Source organism: Pseudoalteromonas sp. SG43-8, assembly GCF_014164245.1.
Classification (GTDB): Bacteria; Pseudomonadota; Gammaproteobacteria; order Enterobacterales; family Alteromonadaceae; genus Pseudoalteromonas; species Pseudoalteromonas distincta.
Genome location: NZ_JACJEX010000005.1, coordinates 57,601 through 78,727 on the forward strand (window position 1 = coordinate 57,601; position 21,127 = coordinate 78,727).

At 39.3% G+C, this 21,127-nt stretch carries 21 protein-coding genes; 13 read left to right on the top strand and 8 right to left on the bottom strand.

Annotated elements, in window-relative coordinates:
• The first annotated feature begins 38 nt into the window (after positions 1–38).
• Positions 39–1,202 (top strand): M23 family metallopeptidase, encoded by a 1,164-nt coding sequence (locus tag H5122_RS11305; RefSeq protein ID WP_024605844.1) that lies wholly within the window; start codon positions 39–41, stop codon positions 1,200–1,202.
• Positions 1,192–1,674: a polymer-forming cytoskeletal protein gene (locus tag H5122_RS11310; RefSeq protein ID WP_182682242.1), complete on the top strand. Its 483-nt coding sequence runs from the start codon at positions 1,192–1,194 to the stop codon at positions 1,672–1,674. Before H5122_RS11305 ends, H5122_RS11310 begins: the two co-directional genes overlap by 11 nt.
• 21 nt (positions 1,675–1,695) lie before the next feature.
• Here the strand turns inward: H5122_RS11310 and H5122_RS11315 are convergent, their stop codons facing one another.
• On the bottom strand, positions 1,696–2,169 hold the full coding sequence (locus tag H5122_RS11315) for a hotdog fold domain-containing protein (protein WP_024595671.1): 474 nt from the start codon (positions 2,167–2,169) through the stop codon (positions 1,696–1,698).
• Positions 2,170–2,352: 183 nt separating this feature from the next.
• Here H5122_RS11315 and H5122_RS11320 point away from each other — a divergent pair, with 183 nt between their 5' ends.
• From H5122_RS11320 to H5122_RS11330, 3 genes are all read left to right on the top strand, one after another.
• The gene (locus tag H5122_RS11320; RefSeq protein WP_182682241.1) at positions 2,353–3,552 is read left to right on the top strand and encodes a multidrug effflux MFS transporter; all 1,200 of its coding nucleotides are present in this window, start codon (positions 2,353–2,355) and stop codon (positions 3,550–3,552) included.
• A complete protein-coding gene (locus tag H5122_RS11325; protein WP_182682240.1) occupies positions 3,549–4,193 on the top strand; it encodes a LysE family translocator in 645 nt (214 codons plus the stop codon). The genes H5122_RS11320 and H5122_RS11325 overlap by 4 nt, the downstream gene beginning before the upstream one ends.
• Before the next feature lie 66 nt (positions 4,194–4,259).
• Positions 4,260–4,724: a methylglyoxal synthase gene (locus H5122_RS11330; protein ID WP_182682239.1), complete on the top strand. Its 465-nt coding sequence runs from the start codon at positions 4,260–4,262 to the stop codon at positions 4,722–4,724.
• A 19-nt stretch (positions 4,725–4,743) separates the two neighbouring features.
• On the opposite strand, the gene yegD is transcribed toward H5122_RS11330, so the two are convergent.
• The 6 genes from yegD to H5122_RS11360 all read right to left on the bottom strand — a co-directional run bounded on the left by yegD (position 4,744) and on the right by H5122_RS11360 (position 11,729).
• Positions 4,744–6,108, bottom strand: coding sequence for a molecular chaperone (gene yegD, locus H5122_RS11335; protein ID WP_182682238.1), 1,365 nt, complete (start codon positions 6,106–6,108; stop codon positions 4,744–4,746).
• A gap of 62 nt (positions 6,109–6,170) precedes the next feature.
• Complete coding sequence (locus tag H5122_RS11340) at positions 6,171–7,013, bottom strand: DNA ligase (RefSeq protein WP_024595668.1); 843 nt, start codon at positions 7,011–7,013, stop codon at positions 6,171–6,173.
• Positions 7,014–7,046: 33 nt separating this feature from the next.
• The gene (locus tag H5122_RS11345) at positions 7,047–7,703 is read right to left on the bottom strand and encodes an HAD family phosphatase (protein ID WP_182670868.1); all 657 of its coding nucleotides are present in this window, start codon (positions 7,701–7,703) and stop codon (positions 7,047–7,049) included.
• Between the two features lie 75 nt (positions 7,704–7,778).
• Complete coding sequence (locus H5122_RS11350; protein WP_182682237.1) at positions 7,779–8,078, bottom strand: hypothetical protein; 300 nt, start codon at positions 8,076–8,078, stop codon at positions 7,779–7,781.
• 105 nt (positions 8,079–8,183) lie between these two features.
• Positions 8,184–10,454, bottom strand: a complete 2,271-nt coding sequence (locus tag H5122_RS11355) for a TonB-dependent receptor (protein ID WP_182682236.1) — start codon at positions 10,452–10,454, stop codon at positions 8,184–8,186.
• Positions 10,455–10,868: 414 nt separating this feature from the next.
• Positions 10,869–11,729 (bottom strand): mechanosensitive ion channel family protein, encoded by an 861-nt coding sequence (locus H5122_RS11360; RefSeq protein WP_002958183.1) that lies wholly within the window; start codon positions 11,727–11,729, stop codon positions 10,869–10,871.
• 197 nt (positions 11,730–11,926) lie between these two features.
• Between H5122_RS11360 and H5122_RS11365 the strand changes: the two genes are divergently transcribed.
• The 5 genes from H5122_RS11365 to H5122_RS11385 all read left to right on the top strand — a co-directional run bounded on the left by H5122_RS11365 (position 11,927) and on the right by H5122_RS11385 (position 17,659).
• On the top strand, positions 11,927–12,133 hold the full coding sequence (locus H5122_RS11365) for a hypothetical protein (RefSeq protein WP_002958182.1): 207 nt from the start codon (positions 11,927–11,929) through the stop codon (positions 12,131–12,133).
• A 213-nt stretch (positions 12,134–12,346) separates the two neighbouring features.
• Positions 12,347–14,482, top strand: coding sequence for a M3 family metallopeptidase (locus H5122_RS11370; protein WP_182682235.1), 2,136 nt, complete (start codon positions 12,347–12,349; stop codon positions 14,480–14,482).
• 114 nt (positions 14,483–14,596) lie between these two features.
• Positions 14,597–15,448, top strand: a complete 852-nt coding sequence (locus tag H5122_RS11375; protein WP_182673732.1) for a carboxylate/amino acid/amine transporter — start codon at positions 14,597–14,599, stop codon at positions 15,446–15,448.
• 68 nt (positions 15,449–15,516) lie between these two features.
• A complete protein-coding gene (locus H5122_RS11380; RefSeq protein WP_182682234.1) occupies positions 15,517–16,842 on the top strand; it encodes a glycerophosphodiester phosphodiesterase family protein in 1,326 nt (441 codons plus the stop codon).
• Between the two features lie 82 nt (positions 16,843–16,924).
• Positions 16,925–17,659 carry a dienelactone hydrolase family protein gene (locus H5122_RS11385; protein WP_182682233.1) on the top strand — a complete coding sequence of 245 codons (735 nt, stop codon included), beginning with the start codon at positions 16,925–16,927 and terminating at the stop codon, positions 17,657–17,659.
• 19 nt (positions 17,660–17,678) lie between these two features.
• Here the strand turns inward: H5122_RS11385 and H5122_RS11390 are convergent, their stop codons facing one another.
• Entirely contained in the window at positions 17,679–18,602 is a 924-nt protein-coding gene (locus tag H5122_RS11390) for a LysR family transcriptional regulator (protein WP_182682232.1), read from the bottom strand.
• A gap of 157 nt (positions 18,603–18,759) precedes the next feature.
• Here H5122_RS11390 and H5122_RS11395 point away from each other — a divergent pair, with 157 nt between their 5' ends.
• The 3 genes from H5122_RS11395 (at position 18,760) to yghU (ending at position 21,074) form a co-directional block, all read left to right on the top strand.
• Positions 18,760–19,443 (top strand): type 1 glutamine amidotransferase domain-containing protein, encoded by a 684-nt coding sequence (locus H5122_RS11395; protein WP_007581292.1) that lies wholly within the window; start codon positions 18,760–18,762, stop codon positions 19,441–19,443.
• A gap of 116 nt (positions 19,444–19,559) precedes the next feature.
• On the top strand, positions 19,560–20,141 hold the full coding sequence (locus H5122_RS11400; protein WP_002958175.1) for a rhomboid family intramembrane serine protease: 582 nt from the start codon (positions 19,560–19,562) through the stop codon (positions 20,139–20,141).
• Positions 20,142–20,228: 87 nt separating this feature from the next.
• A complete protein-coding gene (gene yghU, locus H5122_RS11405) occupies positions 20,229–21,074 on the top strand; it encodes a glutathione-dependent disulfide-bond oxidoreductase (RefSeq protein ID WP_182682231.1) in 846 nt (281 codons plus the stop codon).
• Positions 21,075–21,127: the final 53 nt, after the last annotated feature.

Sequence of the window (21,127 nt, forward strand, 5' to 3'; positions counted from 1 at the left end):
GCTATCTTAATTCGGTTAATAGCCAGTGTTTATATGCCATGTCAGTATTTATAAAGTCTTTTTATCATAAATTTTTCCCTGCTCGTCAGCTACTTATTCGTCAAAATGGCGAAGTTAAGCATGTTGTTTTAGCCTCTTGGTTTCAACTTCTTGTAGCGTTGCTTATTTTAGTCACTTTTACTTGGCTGAGTATTTCAAGCTTTCGTGTTTATACACAAACAAATAAAATCTCTGACATAAAACAAAATCAAATAACCGAGCAAACGCTGTGGCAACAAAAAGTCAGTGAGCAACAAGCCCTTCAAGCAACGCAGCTAGAGCAACTTGCAATACTTGAACAAAAGCAGGCGCTACTGCAAAGCATGATAGAATCCCTTCCTGCTTCAATTAGCAAAGATGTTATTAAGCTTGATACAGAACTTGATGTACCAATTAATGAAAATGGCAATGAATTTCATGAGCCATTAGTCGATGAAAATCAAAAAGGTAAACAAGCACAGTTAATCGCTCCAATCACATTCGCAACAAGAGTGGCCAACTTAAATAATCAGTATGAGCAAAGCTTTACCTATTTAGATAACCAAATTAGTGAACGTCACCAAGCCATTTTAGCTATGGTCAAAGGCGCAGGAATTGAGTCTGCGCTTGAGCAACACCTAATATTAAGCGCCCAGACAACTGCGCAAGGTGGGCCACTTGATATATTTAACGAAACAAAAATTCCGAGCCACTTTTTAGCCATCGTTGATAAGTTATTAATATTAAATAATTTAGAAAACTTTTTAACTGAGCTACCAAATACCCTGCCTTTAGCTAAAGCTAAATACTATATTTCGAGTAATTTTGGCCTTAGAAAAGATCCCATGAATAGTAATCATGCCTTTCATAAAGGAATTGATTTAGCCGGTTGGCATAAAACCGAAATATTCGCTCCAGCAGACGCTGTAGTGCTTCGTGCCGGTCGTAATGGTGGTTATGGTAACTTTATTGAGCTTGAACATAAAAATGGCTTAGTGACTCGATTTGGACACTTAAATAAAATTAAAGTAAAGAAAGGTCAATCAATCACTAAACATGATGTAATCGGCCTAATGGGCAGCACCGGCCGAAGCACAGGCACGCATTTACACTACGAAGTATTACTTAATGGTAAACAAGTCAATCCTCTAAAAATAACAAAGGCGCTTTCTCGTGTTTGGTAGAAAAAAACAAAAAACAGTTAGCTCTAATTTAAAAAGAGTGAATCACACACCGTCTATTATTTCACAAGACGTACGCCTTACAGGCACTTTAGTTAGCCAAGGTGAAGTACAGCTTGATGGCCGTATTGATGGTGACATAAAAGTGGAGCATTTAGTTATTGGCTCAGCGGGAGTTGTTGAAGGTATTGTTGAAGCTAAAAGCGTTATTGTTAAAGGTAAAGTTATTGGGTCAATTAATGCCAGTGAAGTAAAAGTACAAAGTGGCGCTCATGTTCATGGCGATGTATTTCACGATACATTGAGTATTGATGCAGGCGCAGTAATTGAAGGCAGTTTAAAGCAACGCTTTGAAAAAGAAGAGCCGGAACTAATTTCGAAAGAACTAAAACCCGCAAAAGAAGTTAAAGCATTATTGAAAGAAGATGGCAGCGACTTATCATTTGTAAATAAACAAGCCGCTGATAAAAGCTAAGTCAAATTAGCTTTACGTAAATTAATTTTTCTCAGTAATGTACATAGTAATATCTGCAGTGAAAACAAGCTCATTGCGGGTATTATACAGTTTAACCGGTACTACTAAGTCTTCTTTATCAATCCACTTATGTGGTAAATCAATTTCAGCGACTGCTCGTACATCTGTATCTACTTTAGCCAAATACCTAACTGTCATCCCTTTTGGGATCCAACGATGCGTTTTAACTGGCACTGTTGCATCAACCATTACACCTGCACACAATTCAGCTAAGTTACACTGCGCAATAGCATGAATAGTTCCAATATGATTATGAACGCTTCGGCGGTTTTTAACCACCGCACTACAATGGCCCTCTCTCAAATCGAGTACGTAAGGTTTCATCGAACCAAAATATGGCGCTTTAAAGCAAACAGCTTTAGTAAAAAGCCAATTCCCAAAAGGTAGGCGCTTAAATTTATGCCATGTTTGTACAAGTGCAGATTTATTACTCATTATTATTTTCCATCAACAGTTACTTTTTTAAAATTAACACATCAGACCAGTTTTAAAAAGTGCATTTATGCTGGCTTTTTCGCTTAATCCAATCAAAAAGTAAGAATGACGACCTATGCAGGGGTCATAAGCCCTTTCTTTTTTATGAGTGCCCACCTAAAATACTCGACAAAAGGAGACTCAATGCAAACACAGCCCGCTAAACCTAATATGACTTTGTTACTTATCTTAGCGTTACTCGTTATATTTTGCCCTATGGCAATCGATATTTACCTACCTGCTTTCCCTACTATTGCAGAACAATTTGCAGTTACTGAACAACAAGTACAGCAAACCGTTGCTATTTTTATGCTTACAGTGGGTTTAGGCCAATTAATTGCGGGCCCTTTGGCTGATAGATTTGGCCGAAAACCAGTGGCAGTAGTGGGCATTAGTTTGTATGCAAGCTCTGCATTACTCGCATACTACTCGCCTTCTTTTGAGATATTACTAATAGCACGTGCTTTTCAGGGATTTGGAGCCTGTGCCACATTTGTTGTCGCATTTGCGATAGTGCGTGATAAATATGGTAGTGAACGAAGCGGACAAATGATTACCTACCTTAACGGGATTGTGTGCTTTATTCCGGCAATGGCACCTATTTTAGGGGCTTGGCTTACCGTACAGTTTGGCTGGCGTATGAACTTTATGTTTTTAACCGCGTTTGCTATTTTTGGCCTTATTGTTACCCTATTCTTTTTTAGAGAAACTCGTCCTGCTGATAGTCATTATCAGGGGCATATTTTAGATTTACGTCGCTTTACACCGATTATTAAAACACCGGTATTTTTGTTTAATAGCCTAATTTGTATGGTCTCAATGTCGGCCATATTAGTGTATGTAACGCTCGCACCAGGCTGGCTTATTACACATTTAGGCGGCACCGTAGCCGACTTTACTTTTTGGTTTACGTTAAATGCCATAATAAGTATTGTCGCAAGTTTTATTTTACCAACCTACATTAAACGAAATAGCCAACGTGCTTTGCGTGTCGGTGTGAGTGTACTGGTTTTCTCAGGTATTTTAATGCTAGCCTTGAGTCATATAGAAACAGCATTTGCGCTTATGCTACCTATCTTAATTGCTGCATTAGGGTTTGCTTTAAGTTTAGGCTCTGCTGCAGGAATGTCTCTGTCTAGCTTTCCTAAACAAGCAGGCACAGCCTCTGCATTACTCGGTGCTATGCAAATGAGTGGCGCGAGTATACTTGTTGTTTTAACCCAATATTTAGGGCTAAGCACACCGTGGTTGATTGCTTTTCACTTATTATTGCTAGTTCCGCTTTGGCTTATTTTAATGAGCAAAAAAGCACATACTTTACACCCGGCTAAAAGTACTCAATGATCAATCCTGACTTTCTAGTCTCATTTTTATTAGCCAGCTTTTTAATGGCAGTAGCGCCTGGGCCATCAAATGCATTTTTGATGGCGCAAACATTTGCTAATGGTCGAAGTGCTGGTATGCAAAGTGCTTTTGGTTTTGCATTAGGTGGGGTTGTTCATACGCTATTTGCTGTTGTAGGCCTAAGCGCAGTACTGAAAGCTTCCCCTAGTGCCTATGCCGCAGTGCAATATACAGGCGCAGCATACTTATGCTATTTAGGGTTTATGATGATTAAAGGCACGCTAAAGCAGCCAGAGCCGACATCTGATGACAATCAAACCGATAAACCGCATATAAGTACCAGTAAAAAAAATAATGTCATGTTTCAGGCCATGATGACTGAAGTATTAAACCCTAAAGTAGCATTATTCTTTATTGCATTTATTCCACAATTTGTAGATCCAACGCTTTCATCGGCTACTTTTCAGCTCGCGTTTTTTGGCTTACTTTACCCTCTTTTTGCTTTTCCGATTGACTGCACGTATATTTATTTTGGCGACAAAATTGCACAGTTTTTTAGACGTAACCCAAATAGCCAACTTTGGATTGATAGGATCACTGGCATTGTATTTATTGCCCTTGCTATCAATCTATTATTTTAACTAACCTGCACTTTGGTTAAGAGATTTATTCTTCCGAGTTTAGGTTCACCAATAAAAAGAATTAGCATGGAACAAAAAACACAATCTCTTCCCGCACAAAAAAATATTGCTTTAGTGGCACACGATGGTAAAAAAGCAGCACTAAAATTATGGTGTGAAAAGCACAAACAAATACTAAGTAAGCACACTTTATATGGCACAGGTACTACGGGGCATTTAATTCAAAAAACCACGGGGCTTGATGTAGTTCAGCTTTTAAGTGGTCCTATGGGCGGCGATCAACAACTTGGCGCAAAAATAGCAGAACATGAGATACATGTTTTAATATTTTTTTGGGACCCATTGGCATCACAGCCTCATGACCCTGATGTTAAAGCGCTGCTGCGTTTAGCCGCTGTTTGGAATATTCCGGTGGCGTGTAATGAAGTGAGTGCAGATATGTTATTAAGCTCACCGCTTATGGACGTAGAGCTTGAACGTACATTGCCAGATTACGAAAAATACCTCGCAACCCGACAAATAGATCTTTAAACCTCAATTGTAATCTAGGTTATTTATAAAGCATGCTGGCCCATTTAGTCAGGCCAGCGGTTACACTACCAAAGTGATCCCCGTTAACCATTTTTATATTGCCTAAGTGCTCACTTAAAGCCGCTTTAATCAATGGTGATTGTGCACTTCCGCCTGTTAAATAGATAATGTCTGGCGTGGTCGCAGCGTCACTGATTGCTTGTTTTGCTAAAGTAACTATTTGGCTAATACTACTCTCAACGGCAACAGCTAAATCGCTTACCGATACATTTTTATACAGCCCACTATCTAAAAAGCTTAAATCACAATCAAACGCACTAGCTGACGAAAGTGCTATTTTAGCCGCTTCACCTTGTTGCACTAATTGATGGCCTTGCTTGTTTTGCTGTAAATGTATTAAACGCTTATAAAGCTCAGGTGCACTTACATCACGTAATTGTGCATTTAGCTCTCGGGTATGGCTTTCACTATAAAATTGGCTTTGTAAGTTTACATCGTTAATTTTACACGCTTGCCAAAACGCTTGATTAGGCAAAGGCAAACCCGATTTAAACGTACTACCTAAACCCAATAACGGCATTAAACCATGAAAGCTCAAAGCAATATCTAAATCGTTTCCGCCAACACGTTTACCACTGTGAGATAAAAAATCGCTATCGCGCTGACTATTTCCTCTAAAGCTTGGGCCCATTTGTACAAATGAGCAGTCACTTGTACCACCACCAATATCAATAACGAGTACTTTTTGATCCTGAGTTAAATCACTCTCGTAGTCGATACCCGCAGCAAGTGGCTCATATAAAAACTCTACGTCTTTAAAACCAGCACGTTTAGCAGCACGCTCTAAAATACCGACCGCTTGTTGATTTGATTGCTCACCACCCACAGCTTGAAAGTTTACTGGGCGACCAATTACTGTTTGTGTAAGTGTTTTACCTAAAGAGAGCTCAGCGCGTTGCTTAATTTTTAAGATCATCGCGGTTGCGATATCTTCAAAAAAGTTAATTTGACCTTGCTTTAAACCTGTTGCACCAAAAAATGATTTAGGAGACTTAACAAAATAGCCTTCTTCAGGAAACTGCACGTACTCGCGAATCGCTTCACGACCAATAAATAGGGTTTCATCTGAAGGTTGTAAATCAAGGTCTGACTTAATACGAGGTAAGGTATTTAATAATGCTTGGCGCTGCGTTAAAAAGTCATGCTCATGGGCTGTGCCATGTAAATGCTTAGCAACAAAATCAACAACCAACGCGCTGTGATGAGTGTAAAGTGTAGATGGTAAGTAATGTTTTCCTTGCTCTAGCGGTACTAATTGAACATTACCCTCGCTCATTACACCCATAGCACAATTAGAACTACCGTAATCAAAACCTACAAACATACTTCACCACACATTACCAAAAAGGCCGCGCAATTTAGCACACTTTGTAAAATTTATAAATGTTATAAACTATCTCTGACCCGTAAAAAACTGGCAAAACGCGGTAACCCATTTTTTGTTAAGCCATGAAATCGGTACGTTACAGTACTACCAATCTCCGGTGGGATGGAGCGCTGTGCATCATTAAACCCAGTACCAATAGAAAATACCTGCCCCTGCGCTGTTTTTACCCTTAATGCCCCTAACATACCTTGATATTTACCTTTGCCTGGTAAGTGTGCAATTACAACCGCTTCTGCATCTAAATAAGGTTTTAATTTTAGTAATGCATTACTCCTTCCATTGCTGTGCTTAGCGCTGGCCAAATGAAGCATTACGCCCTCGCCGCCCTGCTTAGTTATGTTCTCAAAATACTCTGTAAGCTGCTCATTATTTGTAAAGCTATATTGAACTACAGCACTAATGTGCGGCGAGTTTAGGCTAGTAATAAGCTCATTATAGTTTTTATAGCGAGTGCTAAAAGGCAGATTTTTATCTGGCATATCAAATACTTTATAAGTAATAGTTTGCCAATCATGATTATTAGGTTTTTTAGTTCTGACTATGCCACTAAGCGCAGAAAAGTGCTCACGTTTAGTCCACAGCTCACCATCAAGCCAAACATTTGGCAATGGCACTGTAAACCAACTTGGCGCATTGATAATATTACCCTTACGAGTGACAAACTGCGTGCCGGTCCAGATAGCTCTTACGCCATCATATTTTTCACTGACTAAATATTTACTTACATCATAATGCTTCGTTTCATCATATACTTTAGCCAGTAAAACAGACGGTTGTGCTGCACTTATGCATTGCGTAAAAAGTACAATAACAATTAAAAGCAGGTGTTTAATAGTAAACATTGGCGCATCCAAGCACGTAAAAGTTGGCTTAAACTATAGTTGAGATTGCGCCCATTGCCAAAACTCATCTAAGTTGCTCATTTGATAGGTAGCTTGGCTAAAGTCGTGATCTTTAGTATGGCTATTGGCAATGGCTACAACACGTAACAAAGCATTGTTGGCCGCAGTAACGCCGGTAAATGTATCCTCAACAGCAATTGCATTGCCTGCCTGTATATTTATCTGCTCAAGTGCCAGTAAATATGGATCTCCTGCAGGTTTAGGATTAGTTACGTCGTCTTTTGTAACAACTGTGTCAAACAACTCATAAAATCCTAAACCTTTAAGTATTGGCATGGCTTCACTTTTAGCACTGCCCGTTACTAGCGCCATTTTTAAGCCACTCGCTTTTACAGCTTTCAACGTTTGCTCTGTAAATGGCATTAGTGGTGGTAAATGTGTTATTACATATTCGCCAAATAAACGGTATTTTTCATCCGCTAAAAACTGTGCGCTTACTGATAAGTTATGCTCTTGCTTAATTTCGATTGCAGCTTCTAAAGTGGGTCGTCCCGAAAAACGCTGACAAAAATCATTTTCTAAATAACTAACACCGTAGGGTTTAAGTAATTTACTCCAGCATACAAAGTGCATGCTTTCTGAATCAACTAATGTGCCATCCATATCAAATAATATTGCTTTTAAAGTCATCCTCATTCCTTATTTAACTTGTGCTAAATTTATACAATAAAAAAGGCGCCTTAAGCACCTTTTATATAAATACAGTTATTGCGTTAAGCCTGCTGGCGGCTCACCCGTTGCTTCCTCACCCGTTTCAACATCAACAAGCGCGTAGCCACGCGTTTTACGTACAACTTTAAGTACTGGCTTATCAAATGCTGTTTTTAAGCGCTCCGAGTCATCTTTTAACTCATCTAAGGTTGTTCCAAAAGGGGCTGCGCCAGTTTCTGACCAGTTAGTTACTTTACCATTTAGGTTATATTCTACTTCGTGTATTTGATATTGCGCTGCTTCGTCTTTCGTTGCTTCACAAAAAATTACACGGTAATTCCAAAATCCAGCCATTTTTTTATCTCTTTAAATTAATTAACGCTACTTTACCAGCTTTATAAAAACATAAAAGCCTGCACAAGGCAGGCTTTTAAAAATTAATATAATTTAAGGTTATCTTTAGAAAAAGTTAACTTTAAATTCAGCACCAACATAACGCTCTTCGTTAACAATACCTGTGTTGTTATTAAAGTCTACAGCGCCAATAACTTGTTGCTCGTCAAATAAGTTACGGACAAAAGCAGCAACTTCGTATTCGTAATCGCCTTCAGACCATGTGTAACCTGTACGAAGACCTGTTTCAATAAGCTCTTTACCTTCAAACTCTACTGATTCGTAAAGGAACATATTGATTTTACTACGATAAGAAATATCACCGCTTGCGAAGAAGTTACCATCGGCAAGTTCTTTAGTGTAGCGAAGCGTAAAGTTAGAGATCCACTCAGGAGCATGCGGTAAGCTATTACCATCAAGGAATACTTTACCGTCTACTACTGGGTCTGTAATATTTAACGTTGAACGGTCAGGAGCTGCAATACTTAGATTACTATCTTTGATTTCAGTTTTATTGTAGCTTAAGTTAAACGTCGCATTAAATTCATCGCTTAATACCCACTGCGTATCTAACTCAAAACCATAGCCAGTCGTTTTATCAGCATTAACTAAACGGTTAAAGTTAGCACCACCGCCTACAGCGGTAAGTTGCTGGTCGTCCATTGTGTAATAAAACACAGTCGCGTTAACACGACCTTGGCCATCTAACACGTCTGATTTAATACCCGTTTCGTACGATGTTACCGTTTCTGATTCAGCTGTTGTTACATCATCACCAAACAAAATACGACCTTGTAAACTAGGTGCGCGGAAACTGTTTGCTACACGGCCGTACCAGTTAACATCATCGTTTACTTTATAATTTGCAGATAAATCCCAGCTAACATGGTCGTCACTAACATCACGCTCTACAAGTAATGCGCCACCACCAATTGGGCTAAGAGTACGGTTTGCTACAAAATCTTTATCATCATCAGAGTAACGAAGTCCCGCTGTTACTTTTAAATCATCTGAAAAAGTATAATCTACTGAGCCAAATACAGCCCAAGCAGTTGTGTCTTGTTGTTGACGCACAAAACCATCTAACTCACCAGCAGGTGACGAAAATGTATTGTAGCTGTAGTTTTCAATTGTAAGCTCTTCATCAAAGTAAAAAACACCCACTTGATAATTTAAATCACCATCAAAGTTACTAGATAAACGTAGCTCTTGCGTTAACTGGTCGTGATCTGGAATACCATCAGCACTTTCTGAAGCAAATGGGATTATACCAGGACCTTGAAAGTTACCGTCATCAATAAATGCTGCGCCGTAACCGCCGTCAATATCAGCACGCGAGTATATTTCAGCACTTTCCCATGCAGAAATAGAAGTGATTGTGTGGTTTTCAAGTTCCCACTCAAGCTTTAAGCTTGCACCTTCCGATTCTACTTGTTGAGTAGAGCGAGATGCCGCATCTTGATAAACAACATCATTTTCGTAGTTATCTACTAGCTCATTAGTACCCGCTTTAATTACATTTGCACGAAATGCAATTGGTGAGCCATCTAAGTCACGTGTGTGATAGTTTAATAAAGCAGTAAAATCATCGCCTTCATATAAAAACTGAACACGTGCCGCTTTTTCAGTGTAACCACCTTGCTCGTCTTTAGCTTCAAAGCCTGGCGCTTGGTTATCAATGTAATCGTCTTTATCTTGCCATAATAATGAAACACGAGCAGATAAACGGTCAGTTAAAGCACCACCTACAGCACCACTTGTGTCTACAGCGCCACGGCTACCGTATGAAACAGAGCCATAACCATCAAATTCTTGGCTTGGTTTAACAGTATCAAACTTAACAAGGCCAGCTGGCGTGTTACGTCCAAATAGCGTTCCTTGAGGACCACGTAATACTTCTACGCGTTCAACATCAAATACTGGGAAACCTTTTAAAATTGCATTTTCTTGAACTACTTCATCAACAACAAGTGATACTGGCTGTGATGCATTCAAATCGAAATCGGTATTACCTAAACCACGAACGTAAAAGCGTGGGAATGAACGACCAAATGAAGACTCAATAGATAAACTTGGAATTTTCGCATTTAAAAAGCGAATATCCATACCTGCAGAGCTATATGCATCAAGGTTATCACCTTGTAATGCAGATACAGCTACAGGTACTTCTTGTGCATTTTCTACGCGTTTACGGGCGGTAACTTGAATAACTTCTAGTTGATTGCTTTTTTTAGCCGTTTCTTCTTCAGCGGCGAATGCTGAAATAGATGTGCCAGCAGCAGATAGTAGTGCAGCGTTAATAATTGTCGCTATTGCAGATTTCTTTAATGATTTCATGTCGGGTATTAACCTTTAGTATGCACTCTTGTTCAACGGTTTTTTGTGTTGCGCAATGTATTCATTGCGGGCTCGTACAATTTTTCGCGACTTGCTATATGGCGCGCGGACCTCATCACCGAGAGTACAAAACGGAGTAACAAGGCTGAACGAACGATTAAGATTATACCATTGTGTAATAATTTTACTGCATAAATATGAACATAAATGGAAACTTTTTTGCAACATTTAACTACAAGATTACGTGTTTTTATCAATATTTAGATGCAAAAACCTAATAATGAGGACATATGTCCTTTATTGAAGATCGCGAAGTAAAGTAAGAAAAATGGATTACCTTCCATATTAACCCAAAATAGAAACGTTGTGATTACTCATAAAAAAAGTCACCCGCAAGCGACTTTTTTATTAAAACTACGACCTTTTAAAAGCAATTTCACCATCTATATGAATATCGCGCTGTGGAAACGCAATCACTACATCATGCTCTTCAAATACAGCATAAATACTAAAACGAATATCACTGCGCACTTTTCTAAGCATGGTTTCAGACTCGGCGCATACCCAAAAAATAGCATTAAATACAAGCGAGCTATCTGCAAAGTCATCAAATAACACTGATGACTTTGGATTAACCAATATTGCATCATGATCATCAAGCACTTGCTGGATAAGCTTTTTAACCAGTATAACGTCTGAACCATACGCAACGCCGACACTGACCGATGAGCGTGCATTACCATCTATCAGCGTCCAGTTTGTTACTGTATTTTCGAGCAATTGAGAATTAGGTATAAGCATATGTACGCCGTCATTTCGGCGAATACGTGTAGAACGCGTATTAATAGTTTCAACTACGCCCTTTGCGTTACCTACCTCTAAAAAGTCACCAATGCGAATTGGGCGCTCCCACATCAATATCCAACCGCTGATAAAGTTATTAATAATATTTTGCGCACCAAAACCTACACCAATGGCTATTGCACCGGATACGAAAGCAAATGCCGTAAGCGGGATGCTGAGCACTTCAAGCGATGTAAAAATTAAAATTGCGATACTTAAAATAAAGTAAATTCGAGTAAACAAATGCACTGCATCTTGGCTTATTTTTTTAGCGAGTAATGTTTTTTTAATAAGCTTGCCAATACGTGTGACTACAAACCACATAGCAAACAATATAAGTGGCACTTGAATTACTTTTGCTACCGTAATATTCACATCGTTATAAGTGAATATTACAAAGGCTAAGTATTGATTTATTTGTTCGAGGGTCATAAGTGTTCCCAATATCTTTTTTTGATTATTATTTGTTCACTAAAAATAAGTGTGGTTCAGTTTTCGCTAAGCTTAGCACGTCATAATATAACTAAAACGCCAAGTTAATAAGTTCAATATGAATTTTATAAACAATTTATTAACTCTTTATTGCACCGAGTGCTATATAAATAGTGTACAAGCACTGGAGATCACATATGACACAACTTACTCTAAATCAAAGACTCGCTACTTTGCAGCCGCAGGTAGATTTAAAATTGTTTGAAAGCAGCCTAGATTACCGAAATAAAGTTTTGTGCTTGCTGGCCGAACAAGAGCAAACTCTAGCAACTATTAATAAAGAGTTTGGGCAGCAATCTAATAGCTTTGGCTCAGAGAAAAAATTTGTTTTAGGTTATAACTAACCCCCTCTCAAGCACACAATCGTATAATTAAGTAGCTTTAACGTTTAATTTTAGAGCTACTTTTACCCACCTTAAAACTAATTATTAGCTAATTTGCGTTCAAATCCCCCTTAATACCGATAAACTTTATTGTATAAACCCACAAATTTGATAAGTTAACTAGGTTTTTCGACTCGCAAAGCCTATTTCGGCTAATCTTTTTATGGAGTTATTATGCGTAAAACCCTGATCGCCACTACTATTGCTAGTGCCCTAATCCTATCGGCTTGTTCTTCTAACGAACCTCAAGACATGGCAAAAGAGAGCGCAGCACAAGTGCAAGACATGAACGCAAACAATGTTTTATTCAAACCAAGCCCATTACAATACATGGCACCTGAGTTTGATAAGTTTGGTACAAAAGACTACGAAGCCGGCTTTGATGCTGGTATTGCTCAGCATACTGCGCAAATACAAGCTATTGCTAACAACCCAGCTCCTGCAACTTTTAAAAATACATTAGTTGAAATGGAAATGTCTGGCGAGCTACTAAACCGTGTATCAGCTGCTTTTTATAACCTTTCAGGTTTGATTTCTGATGACGAATACCAACGTATAAGTAAAAAAATGGCGCCGGTATTATCTGCTCACTCTGACGACATTTACTTAAATGGTGCATTATTCAAGCGCGTACAAACTATTTACGACAACAAAGACTCGCTTAATGCTGAAGATCAACGCCTTGTGGATTTTTACTATAAGCAATTTGTAAAAGCAGGCGCTAAATTAAATGACGCTGAAAAAGCAAAAATGCGTGAAATCAACTCACAACTTGCAGAGCTTTCTACTGCGTTTTCTCAAAACATTTTAAAATCGTTTAAAGAAGATGTCATTGTAGTTACCGATAAATCTAAACTTGCTGGCCTTTCTGAAGGTGAAATTGCAGGCCTTGCGGCCGCTGCTAAAAAAGCAGGTAAAGACGGCTACATGATCACGCTAGTAAATACGACTCAACAGCCAATTTTATCAAGCCTTGAAAACCGCGACCTTCGTGAGCAAATATTTAAAGCCTCTGCTAACCGTGCAGCAAAAACTAACGGCCCAATTATTATTGAAGAAACAAACCTACGCGCTCAAAAAGCAGAGCTACTAGGGTTTAAAGATTGGGCATCGTATGTAATGACTTCGCGTATGGCACAAACAACTGACAACGTGTATGGCATTTTAGATGACTTAGCACCAAAAGCAGTTGAAAAAGCTAAAATTGAAGCAGCTGCTATTCAAAAAGTAATTAACGATTCAGGTGAAAGCTTTGAGCTTAAACCATGGGATTGGGCTTTTTACGCAGAAAAAGTGCGTGCTGAAAAGTACGACTTAGATCCTGCCCTTGTTAAGCCTTACTTTGAAATGGATTCTGTAATTCACGATGGTTTATTCTTTGCAATGAACAAGCTATACGGTATTACATTTAAAGAGCGTAAAGATTTACCGGTTTATCATGAAGATGTTACAGCCTACGAAGTATTCAACGCTGACGGCAGCGCCATCGGTTTATTTTACCTAGACCCATACGCACGTGAAGGTAAGCGTGGCGGTGCATGGATGAGCGCTTACGTAAGTCAAAGCGGCTTAAAAGGCACTAAACCTGTAATTTACAATGCCCAAAACATTCCAAAACCTGCTGCAGGCGAGCCAACGTTAATGACGTTTGACGAAGTGTCAACTATGTTCCATGAGTTTGGTCATGCGGCGCACGGTTTATTCTCTGACGTTAAATACCCAAGCTTAGCAGGTACTGCTACAGCGCGTGACTTTGTTGAGTTTCCGTCGCAAGCGAATGAAGATTGGATGATTGAACCTACGGTACTTGCTAACTACGCCAAACACTACAAAACAGGTGAGCCAATTCCACAAGCTTTACTTGATAAAGTACTTGCATCGCAAAAATTCAACCAAGGTTTTGGTACCACTGAATATTTAGCAGCTGCTTTACTTGATATGGAATGGCACTCGTTTGGCTCAGATAAAAAAATTACTGATGTTCAAAAGTTTGAAAGCGATGCACTAAAAGCACACGGTATTGATTACTACCCTGTACCACCGCGTTATAAATCAAACTACTTTAGCCATACATTTGCCGGTGGTTACTCTGCGGGTTACTACGCATACCTTTGGACTGAAGTATTTGCAGCCGATGCCTTTGCACACATGGAAAACAACGGCGGCTTAACACGTAAAAATGGTGATAAGTTCCGTAAAGAAATCCTATCTAGAGGTAACAGCCGCGACTTAATGCAAAGTTACATTGAGTTTAGGGGTCAAAAACCAACTACCGACGCATTACTTAAGCGCCGTGGTTTAGTTGAGTAAATAACTTAATTTATTGAGCTCACTTTTATAAAAGCCCGCTTGCGGGCTTTTATTGTTTATACCCTCACATATAACAGATAAACTTAGCTCAATATTTATTAAAAGATGATGGTTATGCAGTACTTATTTGCAGTCACTTTGCTTTGGGCGTTTTCGTTTAGTTTAATTGGTGTGTATTTAGCAGGCCAAGTTGACGCTTGGTTTAGCGTATTAATACGCATAGCACTGGCAACACTGATTTTTTTACCTTTTTTAAAGCTCAAACAAACGCCTAAACCTTTAGCCTTAAAGCTTATGCTGATTGGCGCTATACAACTTGGTGTTATGTATAGCTTTTACTACCACTCATTTTTATTTTTAACCGTTCCCGAAGTTCTGCTATTTACTGTAATGACTCCTTTGTACATTACCCTGCTAAATGATGGATTGAACAGATGCTTTAACCCACGCTTTTTTTTAGTCGCACTTATTGCTGTAATCGGTGCAATTACTATTCGTTACGAAAACCTAAATAGCGACTTCATAATCGGCTTATTAATCGTTCAAGGGGCGAATATAAGTTTTGCTGTAGGCCAAGTTACCTACAAACGCTTAATGAATAACAATCAGCTTGATGACAAAGCCGTATTTGGATGGTTTTTTATAGGCGCACTTATTATTGCCACAATTTGCTATGCATTATTTGGTAACTCAAACAAATTACCAACCACTATCACACAGTGGGGCATACTAATTTATTTAGGGTTGGTTGCATCAGGACTTGGTTACTTTATGTGGAATAAAGGCGCAACCCTTGTCAACGTAGGTGCTTTGGCAGTTATGAATAACTTGCTTATCCCAGCTGGGATTATAATTAACGTGCTGATCTGGAACCGAGATGCCGATATAGTTCGGTTAAGTATTGGGGCTGCTATAATGTTAGGTGCATTATTGGTCAATCAAATGCTTAATAAAAAAGTAAATTAATAAGCTTGTAGCAAAATTGTCACTAATAATCATTAAGGTAGTACAAATTTTACTTTTAAGGATAAACAATGAAACGTATTACCCTACTGACAAGCTGTATATTGTTAGCCACACTTGCTGGCTGCGATGACGATGTAGAAATAGTAGAAAAAGAAGTGGTTGTTACCAACACCGAAGTGGAAATTGTTGAAGTACCTACGCCCATTGTTGTAGAGGTTGCTGAAGGAGTAAATATTCAGCTAGGGACTCGCCCTGACTATTTAATTAACGATATGGCGCAAAGCACACTAAAAACAAAATTAGAGTCATGCAGCGAAGGTCCTTTTTACCGCACCGATTTTTCTATTGGTCATCGCGGTGCATCAATGCAATACCCAGAACACACTAAAGAAGCCTACATTGCGGCAGCGAGAATGGGCGCTGGCATTGTTGAATGCGATGTTACATTTACAAACGACAAAGAGCTTGTTTGTCGCCACTCTCAATGCGATTTACATACCACAACTAATATTTTAGCCATTCCTGAACTTGCAGCTAAATGCAGTGTGCCATTTACACCAGCCGACCCTGCTAATGGCATTGCCGCTTCTGCAAAATGTTGTACCAGCGATATAAGCTTAGCGGAGTTTTTAACCCTTGAAGGTAAAATGGATGGTGCAAACACTAATGCAACGACCGTTGCCGATTACATGGATGGCACACCAAGTTGGCGCACTGATTTATATGCCACCAACGGCACATTGATGACCCATAAACAAAGCATTGCACTGTTTAATGAGCTAGGTGTAAAAATGACACCAGAGCTAAAATCGCCACAAGTAAGTATGCCATTTGATGGAATGACACAAGAACAATATGCGCAAAAAATGCTAGACGAGTACACGCAAATGGGTGTGCCAGCCTCAAAAGTTTATCCGCAATCATTTAACCTTGAAGACGTAAAATACTGGATTAACAATAACCCTGACTTTGCAGATAAAAGCGTTTACCTAGATGGTCGCGACAGTGAAGCCGGATTCGATCCAAGTAACCCACTAACATGGCAACCGGGTATGGATGAGTTAGTGGCTGACGGGGTGAAAATTTTAGCTCCTCCAATTTGGATGATGCTAACAATAGATAACGAAAGCAATATTGTGCCATCGCAATACGCTATTGACGCAAAAGCAGCAGGTTTAAAGCTTATTGCATGGAGCCTTGAGCGCTCGGGCCCGCTTAATGAAGGTGGAGGTTATTACTATCAATCAATTGCTGATGTTATAGATAACGATGGCGACATGATGACAGTAGTCGACGTACTCGCAAAGGACGTGGGGGTAATGGGTATTTTTTCAGATTGGCCGGCTACGGTAAGTTACTACGCCAGTTGTAATAAAATGCCTGCAAGTATTTAAAAACAGACTACAAAAGTCGTTTATTTTATCGCGCTCAGTTACCATATCAGCATATATAATTTTATTTTACTGAGCGCTTTTTATGATAATCCAACAACATAATGCTGACTTGCCAACACCGACAGGTTTAATGCGAACAACTGTATATCGCCCTCAAGCGCAAGGACAGTTTCCTGCTATCATTTTTTATTCTGAAATATTTCAGCAAACTGCCCCCATCGCACGCAGCGCAGCTATTTTAGCAAGCCATGGCTTTGCAGTGTTAGTGCCTGAAGTGTTTCATGAGTTAAACCCTATAGGCACTGTGCTTGCTTATGATGATACAGGTAAAGACAAAGGCAATGCCGACAAATGGGCAAAGCCACTTGAGCACCACGACAGTGACACACAAACTATGATCGACTTCATTAGATTACAAAGCTATTGCACAGGCACCGTCGGCGCAATGGGCGTATGTATTGGCGGTCACTTAGCTTACAGAGCGGCACTAAATCCTGAAATTAATGCGGCTTTTTGTTTATACGCAACTGATATTCACAGCAATACATTACCTGCGCAACCTGGAAATAACTCATTCGAGCGTATGGCTGATATACAAGGCGAAATTCACTTTATATGGGGTAAACAAGACCCGCATGTGCCACAGGAAGGCCGCGCTAAAATATACCAACAATGTGTAAGCACGGGCATAAATTACCAGTGGCAGGAAGTTAACGCACAGCATGCCTTTATGCGTGATGAAGGTGAGCGATACGATGCAGCCCTTGCGATAAATATGTATCAACAAGCGGTGGCATTATTTAGCCGAACTTTATAAATGCTGTAAAAACTACTCATTAAGCACTTTTCAGCATACCTAAAGCGGTATGCTGTTTTACAAAGTATGCTTTTAAGTAATCAATAAACAATCGTAGCTTTTTAGAGCTTGCAGCCCCTGGCGGAAATACCCCGTAAAGCTCAATATCTTTGCTTTTATAATCATCTAATATTATTTCAAGCAGTCCAGCTTGCACTTTTGGCCACGCATCGTAAAGCGGAATACGCCCAATGCCATGCCCTGCTTCAACAAAAGCAGTACGAGCAGCGGCATTATTGGTGCTTAAGGCGCCTTGCATTGTAATATCGTGTTTTTTGCCATCTTTTTGAAGTGTTAATGTTTTACTGCCCAATTGATAAACGACCCATTGGTGCTCTGCTAACTCTAAAGGCGTTTTAGGTTTACCAAAATGTGCAAAGTATTCAGGCGCGCCACAAATACAAGTGCTCATTGTAGTCAGCTTGGTTGCCTGCAAGTTGGAGTCACTCAGTGCCACGCCCCTAATTGCAAAATCAAACCCATTTTTAATAATATCAACCACATCGTCAGTAAGCTGTATGTCTATTTGAATTTTAGGATATTGGCGCTTAAACGTATTTATAGCAGGCACAATTAACTGCATTCCCACATTTACTGGGCAACTAATTTTAAGTAAACCTTGTGGCTCGCTCTTTATATTTTCTATTTGCTGATTAGCCGCATTAGCTTGTTCGGTAATTATTCTACAACGCTCATAATAAGCAATGCCCGCTTCAGTGAGCGCCATGGTACGGGTTGAGCGATTTAGTAAAGTAACTTCAAGCTGCGTTTCTAATTTTTTTAAATGATAACTTGCAACTGCTCGCGTAAGCCCTAGCTGTTTAGCAGCAGCGGTTAAGCTGCCCTGCTCTACAATTTGTGCAAATACAACCATGCTCTTTAACTGCTCAAACGACACTTTCATAAATGCTCCGTAGTGTGTTTTAAATTCAACCGTTTTATTGTATCAATAATTAAACCAATAAAGTTAAATTTATCATCGTTGTTTAAAGCAGTGTTAGTGCATATAGTAATTGGTAAGCAAGATAAACTAATTCAAATCATCAGAAGGAATATATTCAATGTCTAAAAAAATACTTATGGTTCTTACATCTCACGCAGAACTTGGTAACACTGGCGAAAAAACAGGTTTTTGGGTAGAAGAATTTGCAGCCCCTTATTACGCCTTCGTTGATGCAGGCGTTGAAGTAACATTAGCGTCTCCAGCTGGCGGCCAACCACCCATTGATCCGACAAGTACACTTTCTGATTTTCAAACAGATGCAACTAAACGTTACGACGCCGATAGCGCAGCACAAACATTAATGGCAAACACTAAAGTGTTGAGTGAAGTAAAATCTAGCGATTTTGACGCTGTATTTTACCCAGGCGGTCACGGTCCATTATGGGACTTAGTTGATAACACAGATTCAATCTCTCTTATCGAAAGCTTTGTAAAAGAGCAAAAACCTGTTGCTGCGGTATGCCATGCAAGTGCTGCATTTTTAAATGTTAAAGATGCCGATGGCAATGCACTAGTAGCGGGTAAAAAAGTAACTGGTTTTACTAACTCTGAAGAAGCTGCAGTCCAACTTACCGATATCGTGCCATTTTTAGTTGAAGACGAGCTAATTAAAAAAGGTGGCGATTATCAAAAAACTGACGACTGGGGTGTATTAGCACTAGAAGACGGTTTAGTAATTACCGGGCAAAACCCAGCAAGCTCTGAACTAGCTGCAAAAAAACTATTAACTAAATTAGGTTAATAGTGAGTAATAATTAAAATTAAGCACAGCATTTTATGCTGTGCTTTTTTAATTGCTTTTCATTAGCAAATACAATTCCTATACTGGCAACTCTTAAAGTCAATTAGGGCGATTATATGGCAACCAAGCCAACCACACTGTCATTACTAACTAGTACCCGTTTCGCAATATTTAGTATTGTTGTTATTTGCTTCGTACTACAGGTGATCAATAGTCTACCTGGCATAAATCTTAATGGTTTAGGCATATATCCACGCAGTATCCAAGGATTAATTGGCATACTATGCGCACCTTTTTTACATGGTAGCTGGTGGCACTTTGCCAGTAATATGATCCCATTTGTAGTATTAAGTTGGCTAATTTGCCAGTACAGCGTAAAACGTTTTTATAACGTATTTATTTTTACCGCTCTAATCGGTGGACTTTTAGTTTGGGCATTTGGGCGCAGTAACATACATGTTGGTTTAAGCGGTGTTATATATGGTTTATGGGGCTTTATTCTATGCTACGGCTTAGTAAGACGCTCATTAAAATCAATTATAATTGCAGTTGTAGTGGCTATACTTTATAGCGGTTTTATATGGGGTGTTTTACCTCAGCGCTATCATGTATCGTTTGAAAGCCATTTATTTGGAGCGCTAAGCGGATTGTTTTTAGGTTATAGATTAGCAAAAGCCGATAAATTAAAAGGTCGGTAAATTAAATATTTAGGGCCTTTAATTAATTTTTTATGGCCACATTTATGAGTAAGTATTAAACATTTCCATTTAACATTGAGGTTATTTATGAGTGATCAAAACGAATACACGCCACCAAAAGTATGGACGTGGGAAAGTGAAAGTGGCGGTAAATTTGCCAGCATTAACCGCCCAATTGCAGGCGCGACTCATGACAAAACCCTACCTATTGGTGAGCACGCATTTCAGCTTTATTCTCTTGCTACACCAAATGGCCAAAAAGCTACAATCATGTTTGAAGAGCTTTTACAGCTTGGTTGCACCGATGCAGACTATGACGCATATTTAATAAACATAGGTGATGGCGATCAGTTTGGATCTGACTTTGTTGATATTAATCCAAACTCAAAAATCCCAGCGCTAATGGATCATTCAACCACCCCACCTACTCGCGTTTTTGAATCGGGTTCTATTTTACAATATTTGGCTGAAAAATTTGATGTACTCATCCCTAAGGATTTAAAAGCTAAAACAGAGTGTCGTAACTGGCTATTTTGGCAAATGGGATCAGCGCCATACTTAGGTGGTGGGTTTGGTCACTTTTATAGTTACGCACCAAGTAAAATGCAATACCCTATTGATCGTTTTACCATGGAAACTAAACGCCAACTTGACGTGTTAAATCGTCATTTAAGCGAAAATGAATACATGGCGGGTGATGAATACTCAATTGCCGATATTGCAATTTGGCCTTGGTATGGCTCGCTTGTTTTAGGCGACTTATATGACGCAGCTGAATTTTTAGATGTTGCCTCATACACTCATGTTGTTCGTTGGGCAAAACAAGTTGCTGATCGCCCTGCTGTAAAGCGCGGCCGCCGCGTAAATCGCACATGGGGCCCTGAAGAAGATCAAATGGCAGAGCGCCATAACGATAGTGATTTCGAAGGTTAAATCTACTAAACAGCAAGTAAAGTCGTTAACACTTTAACCTGCTTAATAATTTT